Annotated in this window: 21 protein-coding genes; 11 read left to right on the top strand and 10 right to left on the bottom strand. The window is 40.2% G+C overall.

Translation table 11 applies throughout. From position 1 onward, the window contains the following. Positions 1-24: 24 nt before the first annotated feature. Entirely contained in the window at positions 25-2,385 is a 2,361-nt protein-coding gene (locus tag FTU64_RS05790; RefSeq protein WP_180059385.1) for a Tex family protein, read from the bottom strand. A 335-nt stretch (positions 2,386-2,720) separates the two neighbouring features. Here FTU64_RS05790 and ompR point away from each other — a divergent pair, with 335 nt between their 5' ends. The 5 genes from ompR (at position 2,721) to FTU64_RS05765 (ending at position 8,336) form a co-directional block, all read left to right on the top strand. Further along, the gene (gene ompR / locus FTU64_RS05785; protein ID WP_180059384.1) at positions 2,721-3,485 is read left to right on the top strand and encodes a two-component system response regulator OmpR; all 765 of its coding nucleotides are present in this window, start codon (positions 2,721-2,723) and stop codon (positions 3,483-3,485) included. Positions 3,486-3,770: 285 nt separating this feature from the next. Further along, positions 3,771-5,231, top strand: a complete 1,461-nt coding sequence (locus FTU64_RS05780; protein ID WP_168377982.1) for an ATP-binding protein — start codon at positions 3,771-3,773, stop codon at positions 5,229-5,231. A 206-nt stretch (positions 5,232-5,437) separates the two neighbouring features. Beyond that, on the top strand, positions 5,438-6,955 hold the full coding sequence (locus tag FTU64_RS05775; protein ID WP_180059407.1) for an acetyl-CoA hydrolase/transferase family protein: 1,518 nt from the start codon (positions 5,438-5,440) through the stop codon (positions 6,953-6,955). A 126-nt stretch (positions 6,956-7,081) separates the two neighbouring features. Next, positions 7,082-7,501, top strand: coding sequence for a GNAT family acetyltransferase (locus FTU64_RS05770; RefSeq protein WP_168377983.1), 420 nt, complete (start codon positions 7,082-7,084; stop codon positions 7,499-7,501). Positions 7,502-7,649: 148 nt separating this feature from the next. Further along, on the top strand, positions 7,650-8,336 hold the full coding sequence (locus tag FTU64_RS05765) for a DsbA family protein (protein WP_078189812.1): 687 nt from the start codon (positions 7,650-7,652) through the stop codon (positions 8,334-8,336). Between the two features lie 76 nt (positions 8,337-8,412). Here the strand turns inward: FTU64_RS05765 and FTU64_RS05760 are convergent, their stop codons facing one another. After that, positions 8,413-8,613, bottom strand: coding sequence for a dodecin family protein (locus tag FTU64_RS05760; protein ID WP_067761311.1), 201 nt, complete (start codon positions 8,611-8,613; stop codon positions 8,413-8,415). 237 nt (positions 8,614-8,850) lie between these two features. Here FTU64_RS05760 and FTU64_RS05755 point away from each other — a divergent pair, with 237 nt between their 5' ends. The 5 genes from FTU64_RS05755 to FTU64_RS05735 all read left to right on the top strand — a co-directional run bounded on the left by FTU64_RS05755 (position 8,851) and on the right by FTU64_RS05735 (position 12,771). Further along, entirely contained in the window at positions 8,851-9,099 is a 249-nt protein-coding gene (locus tag FTU64_RS05755; protein WP_218950844.1) for a glycine zipper domain-containing protein, read from the top strand. A gap of 234 nt (positions 9,100-9,333) precedes the next feature. Continuing rightward, positions 9,334-9,522 carry a hypothetical protein gene (locus tag FTU64_RS05750; protein ID WP_180010237.1) on the top strand — a complete coding sequence of 63 codons (189 nt, stop codon included), beginning with the start codon at positions 9,334-9,336 and terminating at the stop codon, positions 9,520-9,522. Positions 9,523-9,872: 350 nt separating this feature from the next. Next, positions 9,873-10,052, top strand: a complete 180-nt coding sequence (locus tag FTU64_RS05745) for a hypothetical protein (RefSeq protein WP_078189814.1) — start codon at positions 9,873-9,875, stop codon at positions 10,050-10,052. 11 nt (positions 10,053-10,063) lie between these two features. Continuing rightward, positions 10,064-11,512: a hypothetical protein gene (locus FTU64_RS05740; RefSeq protein WP_180059383.1), complete on the top strand. Its 1,449-nt coding sequence runs from the start codon at positions 10,064-10,066 to the stop codon at positions 11,510-11,512. A gap of 98 nt (positions 11,513-11,610) precedes the next feature. Beyond that, positions 11,611-12,771, top strand: coding sequence for a hypothetical protein (locus FTU64_RS05735; RefSeq protein ID WP_180059382.1), 1,161 nt, complete (start codon positions 11,611-11,613; stop codon positions 12,769-12,771). Positions 12,772-12,837: 66 nt separating this feature from the next. Here the strand turns inward: FTU64_RS05735 and FTU64_RS05730 are convergent, their stop codons facing one another. From FTU64_RS05730 to FTU64_RS05705, 6 genes are all read right to left on the bottom strand, one after another. Then, entirely contained in the window at positions 12,838-13,113 is a 276-nt protein-coding gene (locus FTU64_RS05730) for a hypothetical protein (protein ID WP_180059381.1), read from the bottom strand. Positions 13,114-13,266: 153 nt separating this feature from the next. Beyond that, positions 13,267-15,186 (bottom strand): molecular chaperone HtpG, encoded by a 1,920-nt coding sequence (htpG, locus tag FTU64_RS05725; RefSeq protein ID WP_180010233.1) that lies wholly within the window; start codon positions 15,184-15,186, stop codon positions 13,267-13,269. A gap of 117 nt (positions 15,187-15,303) precedes the next feature. Beyond that, positions 15,304-15,651, bottom strand: a complete 348-nt coding sequence (locus tag FTU64_RS05720) for a lysozyme inhibitor LprI family protein (protein ID WP_078189819.1) — start codon at positions 15,649-15,651, stop codon at positions 15,304-15,306. A 161-nt stretch (positions 15,652-15,812) separates the two neighbouring features. Further along, positions 15,813-16,400, bottom strand: a complete 588-nt coding sequence (locus FTU64_RS05715; protein ID WP_180059380.1) for an OmpW family protein — start codon at positions 16,398-16,400, stop codon at positions 15,813-15,815. 306 nt (positions 16,401-16,706) lie between these two features. Further along, the gene (locus FTU64_RS05710; RefSeq protein ID WP_180007047.1) at positions 16,707-18,074 is read right to left on the bottom strand and encodes a Na+/H+ antiporter family protein; all 1,368 of its coding nucleotides are present in this window, start codon (positions 18,072-18,074) and stop codon (positions 16,707-16,709) included. Positions 18,075-18,170: 96 nt separating this feature from the next. Continuing rightward, positions 18,171-19,046: an alpha/beta fold hydrolase gene (locus FTU64_RS05705; RefSeq protein ID WP_180059379.1), complete on the bottom strand. Its 876-nt coding sequence runs from the start codon at positions 19,044-19,046 to the stop codon at positions 18,171-18,173. A 128-nt stretch (positions 19,047-19,174) separates the two neighbouring features. On the opposite strand from FTU64_RS05705, the gene FTU64_RS05700 reads away from it, so the two are divergent. After that, positions 19,175-19,657 (top strand): DUF4442 domain-containing protein, encoded by a 483-nt coding sequence (locus tag FTU64_RS05700; RefSeq protein WP_180054258.1) that lies wholly within the window; start codon positions 19,175-19,177, stop codon positions 19,655-19,657. 50 nt (positions 19,658-19,707) lie between these two features. Here the strand turns inward: FTU64_RS05700 and FTU64_RS05695 are convergent, their stop codons facing one another. Both FTU64_RS05695 and FTU64_RS05690 read right to left on the bottom strand, forming a co-directional pair. After that, positions 19,708-20,064, bottom strand: a complete 357-nt coding sequence (locus tag FTU64_RS05695; protein WP_078192840.1) for a DNA transfer protein p32 — start codon at positions 20,062-20,064, stop codon at positions 19,708-19,710. A gap of 130 nt (positions 20,065-20,194) precedes the next feature. Next, positions 20,195-20,737 (bottom strand): hypothetical protein, encoded by a 543-nt coding sequence (locus tag FTU64_RS05690; protein ID WP_180002852.1) that lies wholly within the window; start codon positions 20,735-20,737, stop codon positions 20,195-20,197. Positions 20,738-20,744: the final 7 nt, after the last annotated feature.

The following is a 20,744-nucleotide window of genomic DNA, read 5'->3' as shown; positions in this document are numbered from 1 at the left end:
GGAGGTTTTTTTAACAGTTAAAGATTACTTCGAACCTTTAATCCCTGCTTGTAATAACAACGCACCTAAACCACCGATTTTATTTTCTTGTGGTTTCGCTGCTTGAGGTTTTTTATGACCTTGTGGGCGGTCGCCTTGCGGACGGGCATGCTGTGGACGTTTCGCATGTGGCTTACGCTCACCTCGTTGTTCTTGCTGCGTATTGTCACGACGTGGTTGACGTTGTGGTTTCGCTGCAGCAGCACCTTCTGCACGCATAGACAAGTTGACACGGTTACGTTCAACATCGACATTCAAGACGCGAACTTGAACAATTTGACCAGGCTTCACAACTTTGTGCGGATCTGCAACAAATTCATTTGCAAGTTCAGAAATATGCACTAAGCCGTCTTGGTGTACACCCACATCCACGAATGCACCGAAGTTCGTCACATTTGTAACCACACCTTCAAGCTGTAAACCTTCAGTCAACTGAGCCACTTCAGTGATGTCTTCACGGAATTTTGCCGTACGGAACTCTGGACGCGGGTCACGACCTGGTTTTTCAAGTTCAGATAAAACGTCCTGAATCGTTGGCAAACCAAATTGGTCATTTACAAATGCTGCTGCATCGACCTGACGGATAATTTCAGTATTACCAATAATATCTTTTACAGTCGTTGCTTTAGCTTCCACAATTTTTGCCACCAAGTCATATGACTCTGGGTGAACTGCAGATGCATCCAATGGTTCAGAACCATCTTGAATACGTAAGAAACCTGCTGCTTGTTCAAAGGTACGTTCGCCTAAACGAGGTACTTTCTTCAAACTTTGACGGTTATCAAAACGACCATTTTCTTTGCGGAATTCAACGATTTGCTGTGCAATCGATTTGTTTAGACCCGCGATATAACCCAAAATAGCAGATGATGCAGTGTTGACATCAACACCTACTGAGTTCACACAGTCTTCCACAACCGCTTCTAGCGTTTTTGCCAAACCGGTTTGGTTCACATCATGTTGATATTGACCCACACCAATCGATTTAGGATCAATCTTCACAAGTTCAGCCAATGGATCTTGTAAACGACGTGCAATCGATACAGCACCGCGGATCGATACATCTAAATCTGGCAATTCATTTGACGCCAATTCAGATGCTGAATAAACAGATGCACCCGCTTCAGAGACAGACACACGAATCAAATTCAAATCCGTATTCGCAGCCATCATTTCAGCCACAACCGCTTCAGTTTCACGGCTTGCAGTACCATTACCAATCGCAATTAATTCAACATTGAATTCGCGGCAAAGGCGCGCAAGTTCAGCAACTGAACCTGCTTTATCTTCTTTCGGGGCAAACGGGTAAATAGTGCTGTGTGCAAGAACATCACCTGATGCATTCACAACAGCCAATTTCACACCCGTACGGATGCCAGGGTCTACACCCAATGTGCAACGCGCCCCTGCAGGAGCAGAAAGTAATAAATGACGTAGGTTTTCAGCAAAGACATCCATCGCTTCAGCTTCAGCAGCCAAACGTTTTTCAGTCAATAATGAATGTTCAATCGCAGGGCGAACTTTACCAAGCCAGAATAATTTTGCAGTTTGTTTTAAGAAATCTGCACGCGCTTGTGGTTGTGCTGTTTCTAAATTGTATTCAGTATCAATACGAGCCAATGGTGCATCATCTTCACCATCGACTTTTAAGCCCAAGACATTTTCTTGACGGCCACGGAGCATCGCCAATAAACGGTGTGAAGGGACTTTATTTAAGCTTTCAGAGAAATCAAAGTAATCACGGAATTTTTTACCGACTTCTTTTTTCTCATCGCTTGCAACTAAACTTTTCAACACTGCAGTTTTCGCAAATGTCGCTTTTAGCTCAGTGGTTAATGCAATATTTTGTGCCCAGTCATCAATTAAAATGTGTTGAATCGCATCTAATTGGCTTTCAACATCAGCATAATCTTCATGGCTAAAGCCTGCCAAAGCTTCCGTAGGATCGATCGCTTCATTAAAGATTTTTTCAGCGATTGGGCCTAAACCCGCTTCTTTGGCTTTAAATGATTTACTGGTACGTTTTGGACGGTACGGTGCGTAAATCTCTTCTAAAGCATTTTTCGTTTCTGCTGCATTCACGCGAGCAAGTAAGTCATCAGATAACTTGTTTTGTTCTTTTAGAGATTCGATTACCTTTTCACGGCGCTCAAATAAATCACGCAGGTAAGTCAGACGTGTATCGAGCTGACGTAATTGAGTATCGTCCAGACCTTGCGTCACTTCTTTACGGTAACGTGCGATAAATGGAACACTGGCACCTTCATCAATGAGCTTGATGGCAGCTTCAATTTGATTTGGACGTACGGCAATTTCTTTTGCCAACTGCTGAACTAAGTCAGTCATCGTATTAGATCCCTGCAAGGATAAGTTCTAAAAGCCATGATTATAAAGACCAAGACCATAAAATCCACAATTGTTTTTATAAATTTATTCGTGGTTTTTAATGCCAATTCATCTCAAATACACATTTTTTTACGAAACTGACTATGAAACAGCAAATTAGCGAGACTTAGACAAGCAAACTGATTCGAACAACATGTATACATTTGGTATCTATGTCTTGATTTTAACTGCAATATTTGTTGCTTTAGAGCATAGTAAATTTATATAAATGAATCGTATACTCAAGTGAAATCGACTTTTTGTTTACGATGACAATAAAGAATAAGGAGCACGTCATGAGTTTAGTTGTACCTGCTGAAAAAACAGATGCCGTACAAGCCGAAACCGACCGAGTCGAACGCATTCTGGTTGTCGATGATGATGTGCGTCTACGCACCCTCTTACAACGCTTCCTAGAAGATAAAGGTTTTGTGGTCAAAACCGCACATGATGCGACTCAGATGGATCGTCTGTTGCAGCGGGAACTCTTTTCCCTGATTGTGCTCGACTTTATGTTACCTGTTGAAGATGGCTTGAGTATTTGTCGCCGTCTGCGCCAATCTAACATCGATACCCCAATCATTATGCTGACCGCTCGTGGTAGCGATTCAGACCGTATTGCAGGACTTGAAGCCGGTGCAGATGACTATTTACCAAAACCATTTAACCCGAATGAGCTATTAGCTCGTATTCGTGCGGTCCTACGTCGCCAAGTGCGTGAAGTTCCGGGCGCACCAAGCCAACAAATGGAAGTGGTGTCTTTTGGTCCTTGGTCACTCGACCTGTCTACTCGTACATTAACCCGTGAAGGTCAAGTCGTCACATTAACCACGGGTGAATTTGCCGTACTCAAAGCATTAGTTCAACACCCACGTGAACCACTGACACGCGACAAGTTAATGAATCTTGCTCGTGGTCGTGAATGGGGCGCGATGGAACGTTCAATTGACGTTCAGGTTTCTCGCCTGCGTCGTTTGGTTGAAGAAAACCCAGCACGTGCACGCTATATCCAAACCGTTTGGGGCGTGGGTTATGTCTTTGTTCCAGATGGTGCTGAATAATCCAAATAAATAGTAATAAAAAATTCCGCCGTTCATTAGGCGGAGTCTTTTCATTGAACATTAAATTTATCCAATAACCTGCGGTTCGCCTTACTTTTGTTTCGGCAAAAGTAAGCAAAACCATTGTCATACGCAAAACTCGTCTCATTTCTGCTTCATATCAGAATCATCGCAGAAACATAATCTATTCCATGCTTCCTGCCTCGAACAGTTGCGTATGACCTGAACGCGTATCCAACAGGGTTAATTGATCTCACACTCTAAAATTTACTCTAGGGATATAGCGTGAAACTCGAACCCATCGACCCACAGGAATTTACCGACTACGTTACCTACTCCGAAAAAAAACGGACACCTTGGGAACGCTTCCTCGATAAAATCAAACCCCGCTCTGCAGCCATGCGGACCACCGTATTGGTCTTATTTGTGGTGTTTTTTAGCCTGTTTATGTCCTTATGGTTCTTTTGGCGCACACTCTATTTACCCGAAATTCAACAACATGCTCGTTACCTCGCGGTCGAACTTGAAATCATTAACAATCCTGATTTACGGATTTTTCATAACAATGCCGAAGTGGATGTCGACGACTGGATGCGCAACCGTGTCGGGATCGAATATGTGACCGATCCGAAAGAATTCCCCAACGTCAAAGACAAAGTCATTGCAGAGTTCTTTACCAATCAAATTGAAAAGAAACTGGCCAAAGAAATGCGCATTGATAATGCGACCGTGTATTTCCAATTTAAACCTGACCCACGCATCTGGATTCAAACTCCAGAAATGAATGGCAACTGGGTTCGCGAGCCTTTAAAAACCTATGCCAACTATAGCGCAGAGCTGATTTTAGGCTGGTTATTGGGTATTCCGCTGATTGCTGGCATCATTATCTTAACCTTGGTTCGTCAGCTCAACCGTCCACTAAAACGTTTACAAGATGCGGCAAACAACTACAGTAAACACGGCACTGCACCTTATTTAGAAACCAACCATGGGCCACAAGAAATCCGTGAAGTAAACCAAGCCTTTAACCACATGGTCTACACGCTGGAACAAACTGAACGTGATCGTCGCATCATGTTGGCCGGTATTTCCCACGATTTACGTACTCCGCTGACCCGTATTCGACTCAGCGCAGAAATGATGCCTGATGATGACTTCCTAAAAGAAGGTCTGATTTACGATGTTGAAGATATGGATGCGATTCTGAATCAGTTCATTTCGTATATGCGAGATGGCTCTGATGAAGTTCCGCAAGATACTGATTTAAATGCGCTATTGCAGGAATTAGTGATTCAATTTAAACCTTTAGATATTCGCTTTGAACCTCAAGACTTGCCCGTTATTCAAGCACGTAGCCTGTCCTTAAAACGACTAATAGGCAACTTAATCAATAACTCAAAACGCTATGGTGCCGAGCCGATTGAACTGTCTACCGAATATGAAGGTGACCATATTCAAATTCGCGTTGCCGATAATGGCGAAGGGATTCCTGAAGACCAAATTGAAGACCTGATGCAACCTTTTGTACGTGGTAATGATGCACGTACCATTCAAGGCAGTGGACTCGGTTTAGCCATTGTAAAACGTATTGTGGATATTCACGAAGGTCAACTTTCAATTCACAATCGAGCAGAAGGTGGACTCGAAGCGATCATTTCTTTACCACTGCAAAAACTCGAAAATGATGAAATATTAAACAACAGCCCATTGGAAAAAATTAAGCAAAGTTTAACTGAACGCTTTTAACAAGCGTTCAAAAAAGCAACGAACAGTTTTGTTTAAGCTTTAACCATTGATATTTTTAACTTTATTATTCAGTAGTTTAAAAAACATAATAAAATCTTATACCCACATTTTTTCAAAAAATTAGACCTTAGCCTAACAGGTATGCAAAATGGCTTTTTTGATCGGTACAATCCGTATCAGTTTTGAGAATTTCACGAGAGTATATGATGTCTTTAGATCGCATCCGTTTAGCTGCCCTTCACGACAAAGTTATCAGCGCAGAAAAAGCTGCTGAATTCATTCAGGATGGTATGACGGTAGGTATGAGTGGTTTCACACGCGCAGGTGAAGCGAAAGCTGTACCTTTAGCGTTGGTTCAACAGGCTCATGCTAATCCTCTTAAAATTACCCTAATTACTGGCGCGAGCTTGGGTAACGATTTGGACAAAAAATTGACTGAAGCAGGTGTTCTTGCTCGTCGTTTACCGTTCCAAGTAGACAATACATTACGTAAAGCCATCAACAAAGGCGAAGTGATGTTCATCGATCAGCATTTGTCTGAAACAGTTGAACAAATGCGTAACCTTCAGCTTAAAAAGCCTGATGTGGCAATTATTGAAGCTGTTGCGATCACTGAAGATGGTGGCATCATCCCTACAACTTCTGTAGGTAACTCTGCAAGCTTCGCAATTTTTGCTGAAAAAGTGATTGTTGAAATCAACACCAACTTAAGCCCAGCATTTGAAGGCTTACACGATATTTATATCCCAACATATCGTCCAACACGTCAAGCTATTCCATTGACTCATATTGACGAACGTATTGGTACACATGCAATCAACATCGATCCTTCAAAAATCGTAGGTATCGTATTTAACAACGAATTGCATGACTCTCCATCTACAGTGACTGCACCTGATGATGAAACTCAAGGTATTGCTAACCACCTTATCGCTTTCTTTGAAAAAGAAGTAGAAGAAGGTCGTTTACCGAAAAACCTTGGTCCATTACAAGCAGGTATCGGTTCAATTGCAAACGCAGTATTGACTGGTCTTAAAGATTCTAACTTTGAAGACTTGATCATGTACTCTGAAGTACTTCAAGACTGTACATTTGAATTGATCGACGCAGGCAAAATGAAATTTGCTTCAGGTTCTTCTATTACGCTTTCTGCTAAATATGGCGAAAAAGTATTTAATAACCTTGAACAATACAAAGACAAACTTGTATTACGTCCACAAGAAATTTCGAACCATCCAGAACTTGTACGTCGTTTAGGTATCATCGGTATCAACACTGCGCTTGAGTTTGATATCTACGGTAACGTGAACTCAACTCACGTTTGCGGTACAAAAATGATGAACGGTATCGGTGGTTCAGGTGACTTCGCACGTAATGCACACTTGGCGATCTTCGTGACTAAATCAATTGCAAAAGGCGGCGACATTTCTTCTGTTGTTCCATTTGCTTCTCACATTGACCATGCTGAACACGACGTTGACATCTTAGTTACTGAACAAGGTCTTGCTGACTTACGTGGTCTTGCTCCACGTGAACGTGCTCGTGCAGTAATCGACAACTGTGCTCACCCTATGTACCGTGATGCGCTAAATGATTACTTCGACCGTGCATGTGCGAAAGGTGGTCAAACACCTCACCTTCTACGTGAAGCATTGTCTTGGCACATCAACTTCGAAGAGAACGGCCACATGTTAGCTGCTCAACCTGAAGTGAAAACTGCTTAATTGACAGTGAAATGAAAAACGCTCTTCGGAGCGTTTTTTTATGGCTTTTATTTTTCAATATGACTTATCAAGTCTGCAAAACTCGACTAATCTAAATTGGTCAAAATACATGCTAAAACAAAAATTATGTTTATTATCCGCCCCTATCTCGAATCTGATTTAGATGAAGTGATTGCACTTTGGGAACTGTGTGATCTGACCCGTCCATGGAATAACCCTGAAATTGATATATTTCGAAAATTGGCTCAACGTGATCAATTATTTTTATTGGCTGTCAAAGATGATCAATTGATCGCAACTGTCATGGGTGGCTATGATGGACACCGAGGCTGGGTCAATTATCTTGCCGTACATCCACATTTTCAACGTAATGGCGTTGCCACCGCCCTCATTCAACAATTAGAAAAACGCTTAATTGCTTTAGGTTGCCCAAAACTTCAATTACTGATTCGCCAAGACAACATTGACGTACAAAATTTTTATGAACAATTGGGCTATGAAGAGGTTGAAGTGATTTGTTTGGGTAAACGTTTAATCACGGATTAATAGTCCGACAAATCTTCGGTCAATCCTTGAAGCAACATAAAAAAAATTCGACATTGCACCATCGAAACAAAAATGGATTGCATTGCTTGGCTTTAAATTTTAGGATTTGCCCCCATCATTTTCCCAGAACATAGAAAAGAGATTTCCCATGCGTGTAGATATCTGGTCAGACGTGGTTTGCCCATTTTGTTATATTGCGAAAAAACGCCTTGAAGCTGCTGCCGAAGAATCGGGTGTAGAACTTGAAGTGTTTTGGCATAGCTATCAACTTGATGCAGATGCGCCCGCTCGCCTAGAAATTTCTAATACTGAACGTCTAGCTCAAAAATATGGCCGCAGTATTGAAGAAGTTGAAGAAATGCAGCGCAATATTGCCGAAATGGCAAAAGCTGAAGGTATTGAATTTAACTGGCAAAAAGCCAATTCAGGCAATACTTTCAACGCGCACCGCTTGATTCATCTTGCACAAAGCAAAGGTCTCGGTAGTGAAGCCAAAGAAGCGTTCTTCTATAGCTATATGACGCAAGGCTTGGCCATTGGTGAACGTGAAACCATAGAAGATGTTGCATCTCGTATTGGTCTAAACCCTGTTGAAGTTGATGACTTATTAGACTCAGATGAATTTGCCGATTTCGTTAAATACGACGAAGAAGTAGCACGCGACCAACTTAAAGTCACCGGTGTACCGTTTTTTGTCTTTGAGCAACGTATTGCATTAGCTGGCGCTCAACCGAAAGACGTGTTTAAACAAGTGATGGACAAAGCTGCGGAACTTCCTGAACTTGCTCCTACACCTGTATGTAATGATGAAAGCTGTGAAACGCCTGAAAAATAATTCAGCGTGTTCAAACAAAAATCCCCGAACTTCGGGGATTTTTTATGATCAGTTTTTAACATCAATAAAATGAAACTTATTCCACCAAGAAGCTGATTTTTAAGTTCACTCGATATTCCGCAATTTTATTGTCTTTCACCACGACTTTTTGTTCATTAATCCATGCACCCTGAACGTTTTTCACAGTTTCAGTGACTTTATTAATTCCCGTTTGAATTGCATCTTCAAAACTTTTTGTGCTACTTGCATTTACTTCAACGACTTTAGCAACAGACATTGTATTTATCCTCATTGTTATGATTTTGAATCTTCATCATATGATTAAGTCGCTTATTTTGGTTATTTTTTAAACATCAAAACAGCAAAATATTACATGTCTTACACAGGAGTGAATTCCACTTCGAGGGATTACAAACTGACCATCATTTATTACATGCTTTCTGTTTAAGCTGCGGTCGCTTCCGATTAGGCTAAAAGCTTCATTCTTCTAATGATCATGCTCGGGAGTAATGTCATGACAATTGAACCTCAAGTAACTTCTGCTGAAACCGATCTATCTACCAATACAACCCCTCAAGCAACCGCCAACGAGTCGCAAACAGGGAAGAATAGCTTTCTCTCGCGTTTTTCTCCGACCGTCAAAGGTGCTGCGATCGGCGCTGTTGCAGGCAGTATTTTGCCCGTTTTTGGCACGATCAGCGGTGCCATTATTGGTGGTATCGCAGGCAAAGTCTATGAAAAGAAATGTGCCAAACATTCATAGATTTTTCATCTTTATCTGAGTGATACAACGCTGTCACTCAGCCACCAAAAGCTCTAGAGCAATAACTCTAATAGATTGTTTTATATAAATATTAATTCATACCGTTTATCTTGCGTTGCCGAATCGATCATTTTTAATTGATTATTTTTTGATATTATTTTCACATAAATTCAAGTGATTAATTTTCTCCCTGACTCATTTTTTGAGTCACTAATGATTGATAGGAATACACAAATGAACGCAATCAAATATGCTATGGCTGTTGCTGTGATGGCGCTTTCTGCAACTGTTTCTGCACAAATCGTTTATGTACCAGATTTTCCAGTAAAAAAAGCTGTGACTGCTGAAACTGCCAATGCAGATAACAAAGCACCTGCTGCAGATACAACTAAAGTTGTAACAAACACAGAAAAAAAAGCATAATTTTTAGCTGATTTTTCCATAAAAAACCGATGGCTCCCACCATCGGTTTTTTATTTTATGTGCCTTTACTTTGGGCTTTATTCTTTACTTAACATTAAAAATGAACATCTAAAAGCGCTCGATCGCTGATGATGACTTCAAAAAAATTGATCAAACCATACCGCTATATCTTTTGCAAAACCTATCTTTAAGCTAATGATTTGGTATTATTTTTAAACAAAATGCGCATTAATTGTCATATTTAACACTTAATTTGTAGAAGCTGACATTTATTTCCATGTTTTTTTTAATGAAATCTCTATAATCAAATGAACTAATCGACTTCTTTATTTTTAAATTTACATTGTCCTATGCAAGAACTTCAGGCACTGATACAAGGAAAAATTTCACCGCAGGTCATCGATATTGAACGCCTGATTGAATTGGCCAATACATATCGAAACCCGAATTCGGCTGAATATAAATTAGTAGAACTTGCAACCAATATTGTATTGGCTAAATATTTAGAAAAAGCACAAAAAGTCCTTTAGGAAGCGGACAAATGAATTTACAAGAGAAAGTACAATTAATAAAAGAAATCCATGTACTGACCCATCAACTTGAACATCGTGCTTTGAATTTTTATGAAACGGCGCTTTCTAAACGTCGGATTCATGAAATTTTTGCCTTATGCGATGAACCAATTTTTCAAAAGCAAATATTAAGTTATCGCGCATTAACTAAGCCACAAATGGCTGCAACTGAATTTTCCAAACAAACGCCATATTCATGGTTATTTCGTGGCTATTTTAACCATGATGCTGCACTTGAAAATGCTTTATATCAATATCCAGAGATGGGTTGGGCCTTGCTGCATGACCATGAATTAGGTTGGCAAGTGTGGATGATTCCAGCCAAACAGCGCACGGCTTTACTCAGTGAATGGGGCAATTTTAGCGAATGCTATGATTGGTTAATTGAGCAACAACAGCTATATAAATGTTTAATCAGTGATATCGATCTACGTCTACATGCCTTACGCCTAAAGGATGAAATCATCACAGCGCCAAGCTGTGTTGCAGCAAGTGTGGACGACCTACTGCCAATTGAAGCGATAAATAAAGACGGATCTGTCGATCTAGATCATCGCGATAAGCAAATCAATGAAGCGGATCTGTTGCTTGATAACTCAAATACAGATAAACCGGAGCCTTCTGCACCTGATACCGCTCCTCTTGTTCTAATTGAGCAACCAACACATGCGCCATCAGAGGAACATCTCAACTCGACAACGACAGTTGTTGAACTTACTGAACAGATTCAAATCGCTCAATACACCGCTCGCGTTCAAACGCTGCAAAATATCGATGCGCAATTGGCCTTGTATGAATTGCAGTTTATGGATCAGCCTGAACTCACAACGCAGCTTGATGTTCTATTGCATACGACAGATGGTACAGATTGGAAAAACCAGCCGCTGTATTTAGCAGAACAAATCAATACCGAGGGTCGCTTCATCAAGTATCTCTTGTTGTTTGGTGCGCAAACGCAAATGGAAGCCATTCGACTCTCTCAACTGTTTTGCCAACAACATCAACATGAACTTGCCGCGATTAAAGTCATATCATGGGACAGTCTAGAGCAACTCTGTGCTGCACCTGATCAGCTCTATCAACAGTCTCAGCATGCTGAAATGATTTGGTCGCAATACGACTATTATCCATTTATCCCGGCACAATTAATTCATACGCAAAAATTCATTCATTTTGATGAACCTGAACCGACGCTACATACCCCGTTGTTATTATTACAAGAACGTCAAAAAATACGGTTAATCCACGGTCAAAAACGCATGGCACTCTTGCGTACCGAACAAACCTTTCCCTATTTGATCCTCCATCGACAGCAAGGTTTAAATTGGCAAAGCATCCAAAATGTGATCCAAAAATTGCCTCAACCCATTGATGTGATTTCGCTTTATCAAGCACTTAAGCAAATGACCGAAGATTAATTGCATTTATTTTGTAGTTTGGCTTGCATTTATCCGACAAAAATAACAAAACTACAGATGCAGGATACTCAGATGATAATTAAATAGAGCCAAAATATATGCATAAAAAACAACAGTACTTTATTCGGACTTTGCTTTTTTCCGCATCAATGAGCTTGATGTATCAAGTTGCTTGGGCCAATGAAACTGATGCTGTCATCAATGAAACTGAGGGTGAATATTCGCAGGATGTGCCTGTAACTGACCAAAGTTCACCGTATATCACGCCAAAGACCTATGATTTTTTAGATCAAATTCCACGTTGGATTGATGCAACACCGACCTTCTTACCTGAACAATCAGATCACCCCATTGTTCCGACAACAGAACAAACGGAAAATAATAGCTGGACCGATAAGCAACAAAAAAAAGTTCGTCAATGGGCAGATCGCACTGCAGTCAAAATGGACCATTGGTTTGGGAAAAGTGAGCCAGAAAAGCCTGCCAATGCAACCCTACGGGTCATTTTAGATAACAGCTGGGATAAACATGACGGTTACGAAATTAAGCCACGTATTCGCGGTAAAATTAAGCTTCCCACTTTAGAAAAAAAATTGAGTGTGGTCTTTGGTGATGACTCACTTGATAATGAATTAGAAAATAATGCTGCAATTACCAATGAAAACCCTGCGGGGCGTAGTGATAAAAATTATGACAATAAGCAAACCCGTGAAGATAACAGTTCACTGGCTTTACGTTGGTCAGAAATTTCAGATCGACTGCCCTTCGAAACTGACGTTGATCTCGGTTTACGTTCTGGTGATGACCTATATGTCCGCTTAAAAGCAGCTAAAAAATGGCAACTCGACAATGATTACAGTTTTTTAGCCGAACAAATTTATCATTATGGTATCGATAGTGAAAATTATCTAAGAACCAATTTAGAATTAACCCATGCCCGTCCAGGCCAACCCTTTATCTCAAACCAATTCAACCTGACCTATGCAGATGCACAGGATGATGATCTGAAATGGGATAACTTCAGTTACCGCCAACACCAATTTTTTAAAGGTAACCGATTCAACTACGGCCTATATACAGGTGGTTTTTACAATAACGATCAACTGCGTTTAAACAGTTGGGGACCCTATGTATCATGGCGACAGCCCTTTCTACGTGAATGGTTTTATATCCAAGGTGATCTCAACTACCTCAACAACCATCGTGACGATAAAAGCCACTTTGTGGGCGCTTTAGTGCGCCTTGAAGCCTTGTTCTAAAACTCTCTATAACACAGCGAAAAAAAACCCATCTCAACAGGATGGGCTTTTTTTAATAACTCAGGTTCAATTTTTCTTAATCACACTCACACGATCATTACGTGCAATACGCGGTTGCTTTTCAGCAACTTTTTTTACTTTAGGAAAGCTGTATTGAACACGATCATTGCGCATCACACGGCGACTATCAACAAAAGGGTTGATATCGTATTGTGCGATCTGCTTTGAAACCTGCACACGGTCATTACGCACCATTTTTTGCTTAGCGCTGTCTGCCTGAGCAGATTGCATGAGGCCCATAGAGAGCAGCGAGCCCATTACAGCGATCACTAAAATTTTCATCTTAAGATTCCCAACACTTAATGATCGTTATTATAGATTAATTATCTATTTTTAATCTATTTTAAAGATTGAAACATGGACGTTTTTATTCATGTGCTCTATCGAAAAACCAAATAAAAAACCTCCCGAAGGAGGTTCATTTCATATCTACCGTTACTTCAGCAATAAGCTGTTAATCCGTTTGATGTATTGGGCAGGATCTTCGGGTAAACCGCCTTCAGCAATCAACGCCTGATCAAAAATAACATTTGCTAAGTCATCAAACTGCACCGAACTTTCTAATTTTTGTACCAAGGGATGGGATGGATTGATTTCCAAGACTGGTTTTGACTCGGGAACCGCTTGGCCTGCTTGTTTCAGCATACGAACCAGTTGCGGTGATAACTCACCCTCAGCCACCACCAAACACGCAGGAGAGTCCACTAAACGTGTTGTTACACGCACTTCAGAGGTCTTATCTTTTAACGCATCCGACAGTTTTTCAACAACAGGTTTAAACTGCTCAGCAGCTTCCTCAAGTGCTTTTTTCTCTTCAGCATCTTGTAGATCACCCAAATCAACTGCACCTTTCGATACATTCTGTAATGGTGTTCCATCAAACTCAAAAACAAATTCCATCGCCCACTCATCCACTCGTTCAGTCATGAGCAGCACTTCGATACCTTTTTTCTTGAACAATTCAAGTTGTGGTGAGTTTTTCGCAGCATTTAAACTATCAGCAGTCACATAGTAAATTGCCTTTTGGCCTTCTTTCATATTGGCTTTATAGTCTGCAAATGATGTTTTCACTTCATCATTATTTGACGAAGCAAAGCGTAATAATTTTAGAATACGCTCACGATTCGCTATGTCTTCGCCTAAGCCTTCTTTTAAGACTGAACCAAACTCAGCGTAGAATTTTGCAAACTTCTCTTGATCAGCAACATCTTCAGATTTCGCCAAACCATCTAGCACCGTTAAAATACGGCGGGCGTTACCTTCACGAATCGTTTTAACGTCGCGACTTTCTTGTAATAATTCACGGCTTACATTAAGTGGTAAGTCTGCGCTATCAACCACACCTTGAACAAAACGTAAATAATTTGGAATCAAATTATCCGCATCATCCATGATAAATACACGTTTCACATACAGCTTAATTCCTGCTTTAGCTTCACGTGTGAAAATATTGCTTGGTGCGCGAGATGGAATATAAAGTAACTGTGTATATTCCGTACTTCCCTCTACACGGTTGTGTGTCCATGCAAGCGGGGCTTCAAAATCATGGCTCAGGTTTTTATAAAACTCAGTATATTGTTCTTCACTGATCTCATTTTTATTACGCGTCCATAATGCACTTGCTGAGTTAATCGCTTCCCACTCATCCGTCAGTACATATTGACCAGGTTTTGCTTCTTCGCCTTCGGCAGCTTCCTCTTGTTGCCAAACTTCTTTCTGCATCTCAATTGGCAAACTAATATGATCAGAGTATTTATTAATAATCTGCTTAACTTTGTAACGATCTAAATAATCTAAAGCATCCTCGCGTAAATGCAAAATGATGTCGGTTCCACGTGAAGCCTTATCAATTGGCTCTACATCAAACTCACCTGTACCATTACTAACCCAACGTACCCCTTCAGCGGCATTTACCCCAGCACGACGTGATTCCACTGTAATTTTTTCAGCAACAATAAAACCTGAATAGAAGCCCACACCAAATTGACCAATCAATTGTGCATCTGACTTTTGATCACCCGTAAGCTTCGACATAAAATCTTTAGTGCCAGACTTAGCAATCGTACCCAAATGATCAATCGCTTCTTGTTGTGTCATACCAATACCATTATCCGAAATGGTAATTGTCTTCTGCTCTTTATTTAAATGAATACGCACATGTAAATCTGGATCATTTTCATAATATTCAGGATGGTTAATGCCTTCAAAACGTAATTTATCGCAGGCATCAGATGCGTTTGATACCAACTCACGAAGGAAAATTTCAGGATTTGAATATAAAGAATGTGTTACTAAATGCAGTAACTGAGCCACTTCCGCTTGGAAGCTGTGTTTTTGAGATTGTTGTTCGCTCATCAGTCTCTCCGTTCATACTAAGTAAAATTATCAATTGCCTATATGAATGGAGGGACTTCACTATTTTTCAATAGTGTGAATGGAAAATTTTTATTCTATCGCACTAAATTTTAAGGTTTAAAAAGGTCCTTGTTTATAAACGCGGTCCATGTAGAGATCCAGTTTTTGCTGCCGCATTTTATATACATCACTTAAACAACTGACATTGTCACGGCACTGATCGCGTAGTTGTAGCCATTTTATTTGTTGATCTTGAATTGCACCACGTGTCCCCATGGGAACCAAATGACGAATAATCGTATAGGTCGTGGCCATTTTGACATCGGCATCATTAATACTCCGGTTATCACAAACTGCATGTTCGGTAATGGTTTTCGCCTTTTTACAATCAAAACTTGCGGCATAACTTGTCGAAATAAAATAAGCACTGCCCAAGACCAGCATACCCTGAATAATTTTTTTCATCGTCTTTTCTCTTCTTTCAACTTGCTGATTTATTTCGACTCTAACAGTTCCACCTAAATTTTCTATTGCCTATTTGTTCAATTCGATCAACTGATGAATGGAATATGCTGCATAAAAAAAACCCTGCCTAATGGCGGCAGGGTTTTAAGATCAGTTAAAGCTTAGAATTTGTAGCTATAACCAATTGTATACACCATAGGATCGATATCTAAATCGAATTTACCGCCACCTAATTCTTCAATTAAAGTCACTTCAGGGCTTAATTGAGCATAGCGAGCATCGAAGTATACACCCCAGTTTTTCGCATCAGCTGGTTGGTAATTAAAGCCGACTTGACCTGCAAAACCAAAATCTTCTTTTACATTTTTAGCTGCGTCAGATTCATCCCAAGCAACAAATGCTGTACCACCTACACCAATATATGGTGTAAAGCGTGTTGAATTTTTAAAGTTATATTTTGCAGTAATTGTCGGTGGAAGATGCTTAATTTTAGCAGCTTTATCACCATCCAAAAGTACATCATGACCAATTGGAGTAGCTAAAAGTAATTCAGCTGAAATGTTGTCATTAAAGAAATATTCAACCGATGGTGTAAATGCTAACTCATCATCCGCTTTTACTGTACCTAATGCGGTTTCAGTGTCACCTGTTGGAGAAATTACAGAACCACCAACTTTAACCTGCCATTGACCAGCCATCGCTGAAGCAGACATACCCAATAATGCAATAAGAGCAGCTTGTTTTAACATTTTTAAGCAACCTTCTAGAATGAATAATTAATATTAAACATTAGTATTAAAATTATGCAATAACATTATTTAATAATTTATTACATTATTATATAAGTTATTATTAATTAAATATATTTATTTTAATCATAGTGCAATGCTTGGTTTTATATTTTCACCGTTATAATTAATTTATTATTCATAATATACCAACCTTTTTAATCAGAATTAATAAAATGAATTATTTTAATCCAACCAAAATCCTCAGGATTAAATAACAAAAAAGGCGATTATATAATCGCCTTTTTATTTATCTTTGAAAATTTTTTAGAGTACCATTGCGGCAATCCAACCAAAGATCATTAATGGAATATTGTAGTGAATGAAGGTCGGTACCACACTATCTTTCATGTGGTCATGCTGACCATCCATATTAAGACCTGATGTTGGCCCTAAAGTTGAGTCTGATGCTGGAGAACCTGCATCTCCCAAAGCTGCTGCTGTACCAATAATGGCAATCGTTGCCGCTGGGCTAAAACCAAATTGAATACAAAGTGGTACATAAATAATGGCCAAAATTGGGATTGTTGAGAATGAAGAACCAATACCTAAGGTAATTAATAGCCCTATCAATAGCATCCAAAATGCAGCTAAACCTCGGCTGTTTCCAATCCATTCAACCGAAGCTTGTACCAGTATTGGTACTTGATTCGTAGCCTCAATCACAGATGCAAAGCCCTGCGCAGAAATCATAATGAAACCCACCAGTGCCATCATGCGCATACCACTGATAATGACATCATCGGCTTCTTTCCACTTAAAAATACCTGCACAGCTTAAGATCGCAACACCAACCAGACCCGCCAAAATCATCGACTCAGATATGACTTGAACAGAAAGCGTAGCAACCACTGCAACCGCAGCCATGATCAAAGTAAATTTAGCGACTTGTGGTTTACCATTTTCATCTGCTTTTACATCAGATGAGATGGTGTGCTGTGATTCCTTAACCTGAACGTCAGCATACTCTCGTGGTTTACGGTAGCTATAAAAAACAGCAATTAATAAGCCAACAAACATCCCAAATACTGGAATTGCCATAGCAGTTGGAATTTGATCATAGCTGATGTTGAAACCGTATGGCTTACCAAAGGTATTGATGTTTTGACCTAAAATATCATTAAGGAAAATAGCACCAAAACCAAAAGGTACCAGCATATAAGTCGCCACAAGACCAAAAGTCAGAACACAAGCAATCAAACGACGGTCAAGTTTTAAATGATTAAATACACTGAGTAATGGTGGAATTAATACTGGAATAAACGCAATGTGCACTGGAATCACGTTTTGTGAACATACGGCGGCTAAAGCGATAGTAGCGAAAATTACGTATTTCACGCGATTCTGGGCTTTCACATTACTGTTACCTTTGAGTTTAGTAATGAGTTGATAAGCCAGTAAATCTGGCAAACCTGAACGCGCAAGTGCCAAAGCAAATGCCCCCAACACGCCATAAGCAAGTGCGATTTGAGCACCGTTGCCTAAGCCACTATTAAACGCTTCGATGGTGCCATGAATACCAAGACCAGCTAACAAGCCACCTGTTACTGCACCAATGATCAGCGCAAATACAACAGGCACGCGTGCCAGCGACAGTCCAAACATGACTGTAATTGCGGCAAGAATAGCAAACATAAGAAAAAAGGGAGTCTGACAAAAAACCGTATTTTATCAGAATTTGCTCGCTATTTAGCCCCCTATCGATGAAACTGCCACTGTTGAACGATTTACTTAAAGCTGCTGTGATTGCGCAAATTGAGCGATGTAACTTGCAATTTTTTCGGGTTGGCTCAGCACGGCCCAATGATTGGCATTGACTTCAACTACAGATAAATCTTCAACCCATTTAGGTAATTCTTTAATGTAGTCTGGACTGACAAAATTATCATGTTTCAACACAATCGCTTGTACAGGACAGACGGCATGACGTTGTCTAGGCTGAGTTAAGCGGGGAATAAAATTAGCACGGTAAAGCGCAATACCGTGTTTACCATCATGCTGAATATTATGATTCAAAGGCAATTCTTGAGTACGTTCTAAATCATTCACAATTTTTCCCCAACGTTCAGCATTCAAAAAATGCCACGCGGTCGGTGCCAAAAATGGTAATTGGAATACCCCGATGTACCATGACTTACTTAATAATTTGAGTAATTTTTTCTGCTGATGCTTAAAGCTATTTCTGAGCAAAAATGCCGCATGATCCAAACATGGCCCAGAAATAGTTGAATAAGACAAAATACGTGAGCGAAATTTTGGCTCAGTCACCGATTCCCAAGATTGGATAGAGCCCCAATCATGCGCGGCCAAATGAAAACTACGCTCGCCTAATACCGCTTGCGTCACACTATCTAAATCAAGTGAAAGTTGTTCTAAACGGTAATCTCGTACTTTACGGGGCACAGATGACTGCCCTGCACCTCGCACGTCATAGCTCACAATATAAAATTCAGAACCAAGATGTTCAATAACCGGTTCCCATACTTCCTGATTATCAGGATAACCATGAACCAAAACCAATGCCGGCTTAGTTTCATCACCCCATGTCTTCACATAGAGCCGTTGTTGATCTGCGGTATTCACCCATTGCGTATTTAGTGGTTGCATTCTTCTTGTCCTTTTATCGATTCCATCGAATTGACGTTTTATTTGTGAACATGGGCAATGTGATCAATGCCACAGTTTGGAAACTCATTTAGTATGCAAAGTTCAGCATAAAAAAAAATTGACCCAGTATGAGCATAATCCAGAAAATAATGACAATGCCTATTGTCTCTAAATTCTTACTCAATCATTATGCCCCTTATAAAGGTGCTGGCATTTCGATTGATAAAATTGATCTCGCCAATTATCACATTCGCGTCAAAATGCCATTAACTCGAAAAAATCAAAATATTGTCGGTGTACATTTTGGCGGTAGTCTATATTCAATGGTTGACCCATTTTATATGTTGATTTTGATGCATCACCTTGGCTCACGTTATATCGTGTGGGACAAAGCGGCAAATATCCAATTTTTATCTCCCGGGCGTGGAACGGTATACGCCGACATCCAGCTCGACCCAAATGAAATCAATCATATTAAAAACTTAGCAGATAACCACGCACCTGTTTTACGGAACTATAGCTTAAATATTTTTGATGAAGCAGGCTTACGTATCGCTGAAATTCAAAAAACGCTATACATTCGTCGCAAACAACCCCGTCCACGCAAATAAAAAAGGCGCTTATCTTTAAGCGCCTTTTCATTCAATTTTAGCGGATTGGATTAGCGATTTTGCTCAATTGCAGCACCTGCGCCACCACCGATTGCACCACCAATCGCAGCACCGGTGTTACCACCAAAGATACTTTTACCGACTGCAGAACCAATCGCACCACCTACACCACTATATGTGGCATTTCGGTTTGAACCGTTTTGAGTTTTACTACCGACAGCTGCACCAGCACCACCACCAACGGCTGCACCTACACCACCACCGACGTTATTACCCACACCACCACCAATGGCACCACCTAAAGCTGCAGCACCAATACGTTGTTCATTTGGCGACATGCTTTCACAACCAGCAAGCATTAGGGTCGACATCATCGCGACTGCGCATACGCTCATTACTTTTTTCATTGTGATGTACCTTGTCTTCTTCAATACCTATGATTCTAAAACCATTATATGAAACAATTAAACATAGCTTGTTACGGCTTGGAGCATAAATGCTGCATTTTGTAAAAAACCACGCCTAATCGCTCACGAATCACTCAGGGTTTTCATCCAAAATCATCAAATCTTTTGTTGTTTCACCATTTTCAGTCAGCACAGCATGAGAGAGTTTGGCTTTGCTTTCTGGATCTGTTACCTGATCTAGTTTTAGCGTGCGTTTAATCGGTTCCTGCCCTTTCTTAAACTCTACACCTTCTGCATCAATATTGGTGTTTTGACGAATAATCTGACCGTCCTGCTTCACCGTAGTCTTGGTTTCAATTTTAGAAGTCGGGATGATGACACCACCACGTTGTACTACTGGAATCGATAATTTCTTTTCAGAAAAATCACTTTGGTGATCTGAAAGTTCAATTTCACGTGCCACGATATCCTGACCTTTATTGGTCATTTCTAACACTGTTGCAGTTACTTGGCGTACAGGTTCTTGACCTGCAACACGGCGAATCACTTCTGTTTTTAGTACTGGAACTACAGCTTTATCTTCTACCACAATCGAATTGGGCATAGGTGCAGCAATCGCTGTCAATGAGCTGAATAATGCAGAAACTGCGAATAATTGCTGTGTGAATTTCATCAAAAGA

The sequence above is a fragment of the Acinetobacter sp. YH12128 genome, from assembly GCF_013418655.1.
Lineage (GTDB): Bacteria > Pseudomonadota > Gammaproteobacteria > Pseudomonadales > Moraxellaceae > Acinetobacter > Acinetobacter amyesii.
Note: the sequence above shows the minus strand (reverse complement) of the source record. Positions and strands in the feature narration are given on the sequence as shown.

What these genes read in the sequence shown, in the direction of transcription:
- FTU64_RS05745 (WP_078189814.1), top strand. Translation starts at nt 9,873, where the DNA reads ATGCAAGAACTTCAGGCACTGATACAAGGAAAAATTTCACCGCAGGTC.
- FTU64_RS05730 (WP_180059381.1), bottom strand. Translation starts at nt 13,113, where the DNA reads ATGAAAATTTTAGTGATCGCTGTAATGGGCTCGCTGCTCTCTATGGGC.
- FTU64_RS05735 (WP_180059382.1), top strand. Translation starts at nt 11,611, where the DNA reads ATGCATAAAAAACAACAGTACTTTATTCGGACTTTGCTTTTTTCCGCA.
- FTU64_RS05740 (WP_180059383.1), top strand. Translation starts at nt 10,064, where the DNA reads ATGAATTTACAAGAGAAAGTACAATTAATAAAAGAAATCCATGTACTG.
- FTU64_RS05765 (WP_078189812.1), top strand. Translation starts at nt 7,650, where the DNA reads ATGCGTGTAGATATCTGGTCAGACGTGGTTTGCCCATTTTGTTATATT.
- FTU64_RS05710 (WP_180007047.1), bottom strand. Translation starts at nt 18,074, where the DNA reads ATGTTTGCTATTCTTGCCGCAATTACAGTCATGTTTGGACTGTCGCTG.
- FTU64_RS05690 (WP_180002852.1), bottom strand. Translation starts at nt 20,737, where the DNA reads ATGAAATTCACACAGCAATTATTCGCAGTTTCTGCATTATTCAGCTCA.
- FTU64_RS05775 (WP_180059407.1), top strand. Translation starts at nt 5,438, where the DNA reads ATGTCTTTAGATCGCATCCGTTTAGCTGCCCTTCACGACAAAGTTATC.
- FTU64_RS05700 (WP_180054258.1), top strand. Translation starts at nt 19,175, where the DNA reads ATGAGCATAATCCAGAAAATAATGACAATGCCTATTGTCTCTAAATTC.
- FTU64_RS05715 (WP_180059380.1), bottom strand. Translation starts at nt 16,400, where the DNA reads ATGTTAAAACAAGCTGCTCTTATTGCATTATTGGGTATGTCTGCTTCA.
- FTU64_RS05790 (WP_180059385.1), bottom strand. Translation starts at nt 2,385, where the DNA reads ATGACTGACTTAGTTCAGCAGTTGGCAAAAGAAATTGCCGTACGTCCA.
- FTU64_RS05695 (WP_078192840.1), bottom strand. Translation starts at nt 20,064, where the DNA reads ATGAAAAAAGTAATGAGCGTATGCGCAGTCGCGATGATGTCGACCCTA.
- FTU64_RS05770 (WP_168377983.1), top strand. Translation starts at nt 7,082, where the DNA reads ATGTTTATTATCCGCCCCTATCTCGAATCTGATTTAGATGAAGTGATT.
- FTU64_RS05705 (WP_180059379.1), bottom strand. Translation starts at nt 19,046, where the DNA reads ATGCAACCACTAAATACGCAATGGGTGAATACCGCAGATCAACAACGG.
- FTU64_RS05755 (WP_218950844.1), top strand. Translation starts at nt 8,851, where the DNA reads ATGACAATTGAACCTCAAGTAACTTCTGCTGAAACCGATCTATCTACC.
- ompR (WP_180059384.1), top strand. Translation starts at nt 2,721, where the DNA reads ATGAGTTTAGTTGTACCTGCTGAAAAAACAGATGCCGTACAAGCCGAA.
- FTU64_RS05750 (WP_180010237.1), top strand. Translation starts at nt 9,334, where the DNA reads ATGAACGCAATCAAATATGCTATGGCTGTTGCTGTGATGGCGCTTTCT.
- FTU64_RS05720 (WP_078189819.1), bottom strand. Translation starts at nt 15,651, where the DNA reads ATGAAAAAAATTATTCAGGGTATGCTGGTCTTGGGCAGTGCTTATTTT.
- htpG (WP_180010233.1), bottom strand. Translation starts at nt 15,186, where the DNA reads ATGAGCGAACAACAATCTCAAAAACACAGCTTCCAAGCGGAAGTGGCT.
- FTU64_RS05760 (WP_067761311.1), bottom strand. Translation starts at nt 8,613, where the DNA reads ATGTCTGTTGCTAAAGTCGTTGAAGTAAATGCAAGTAGCACAAAAAGT.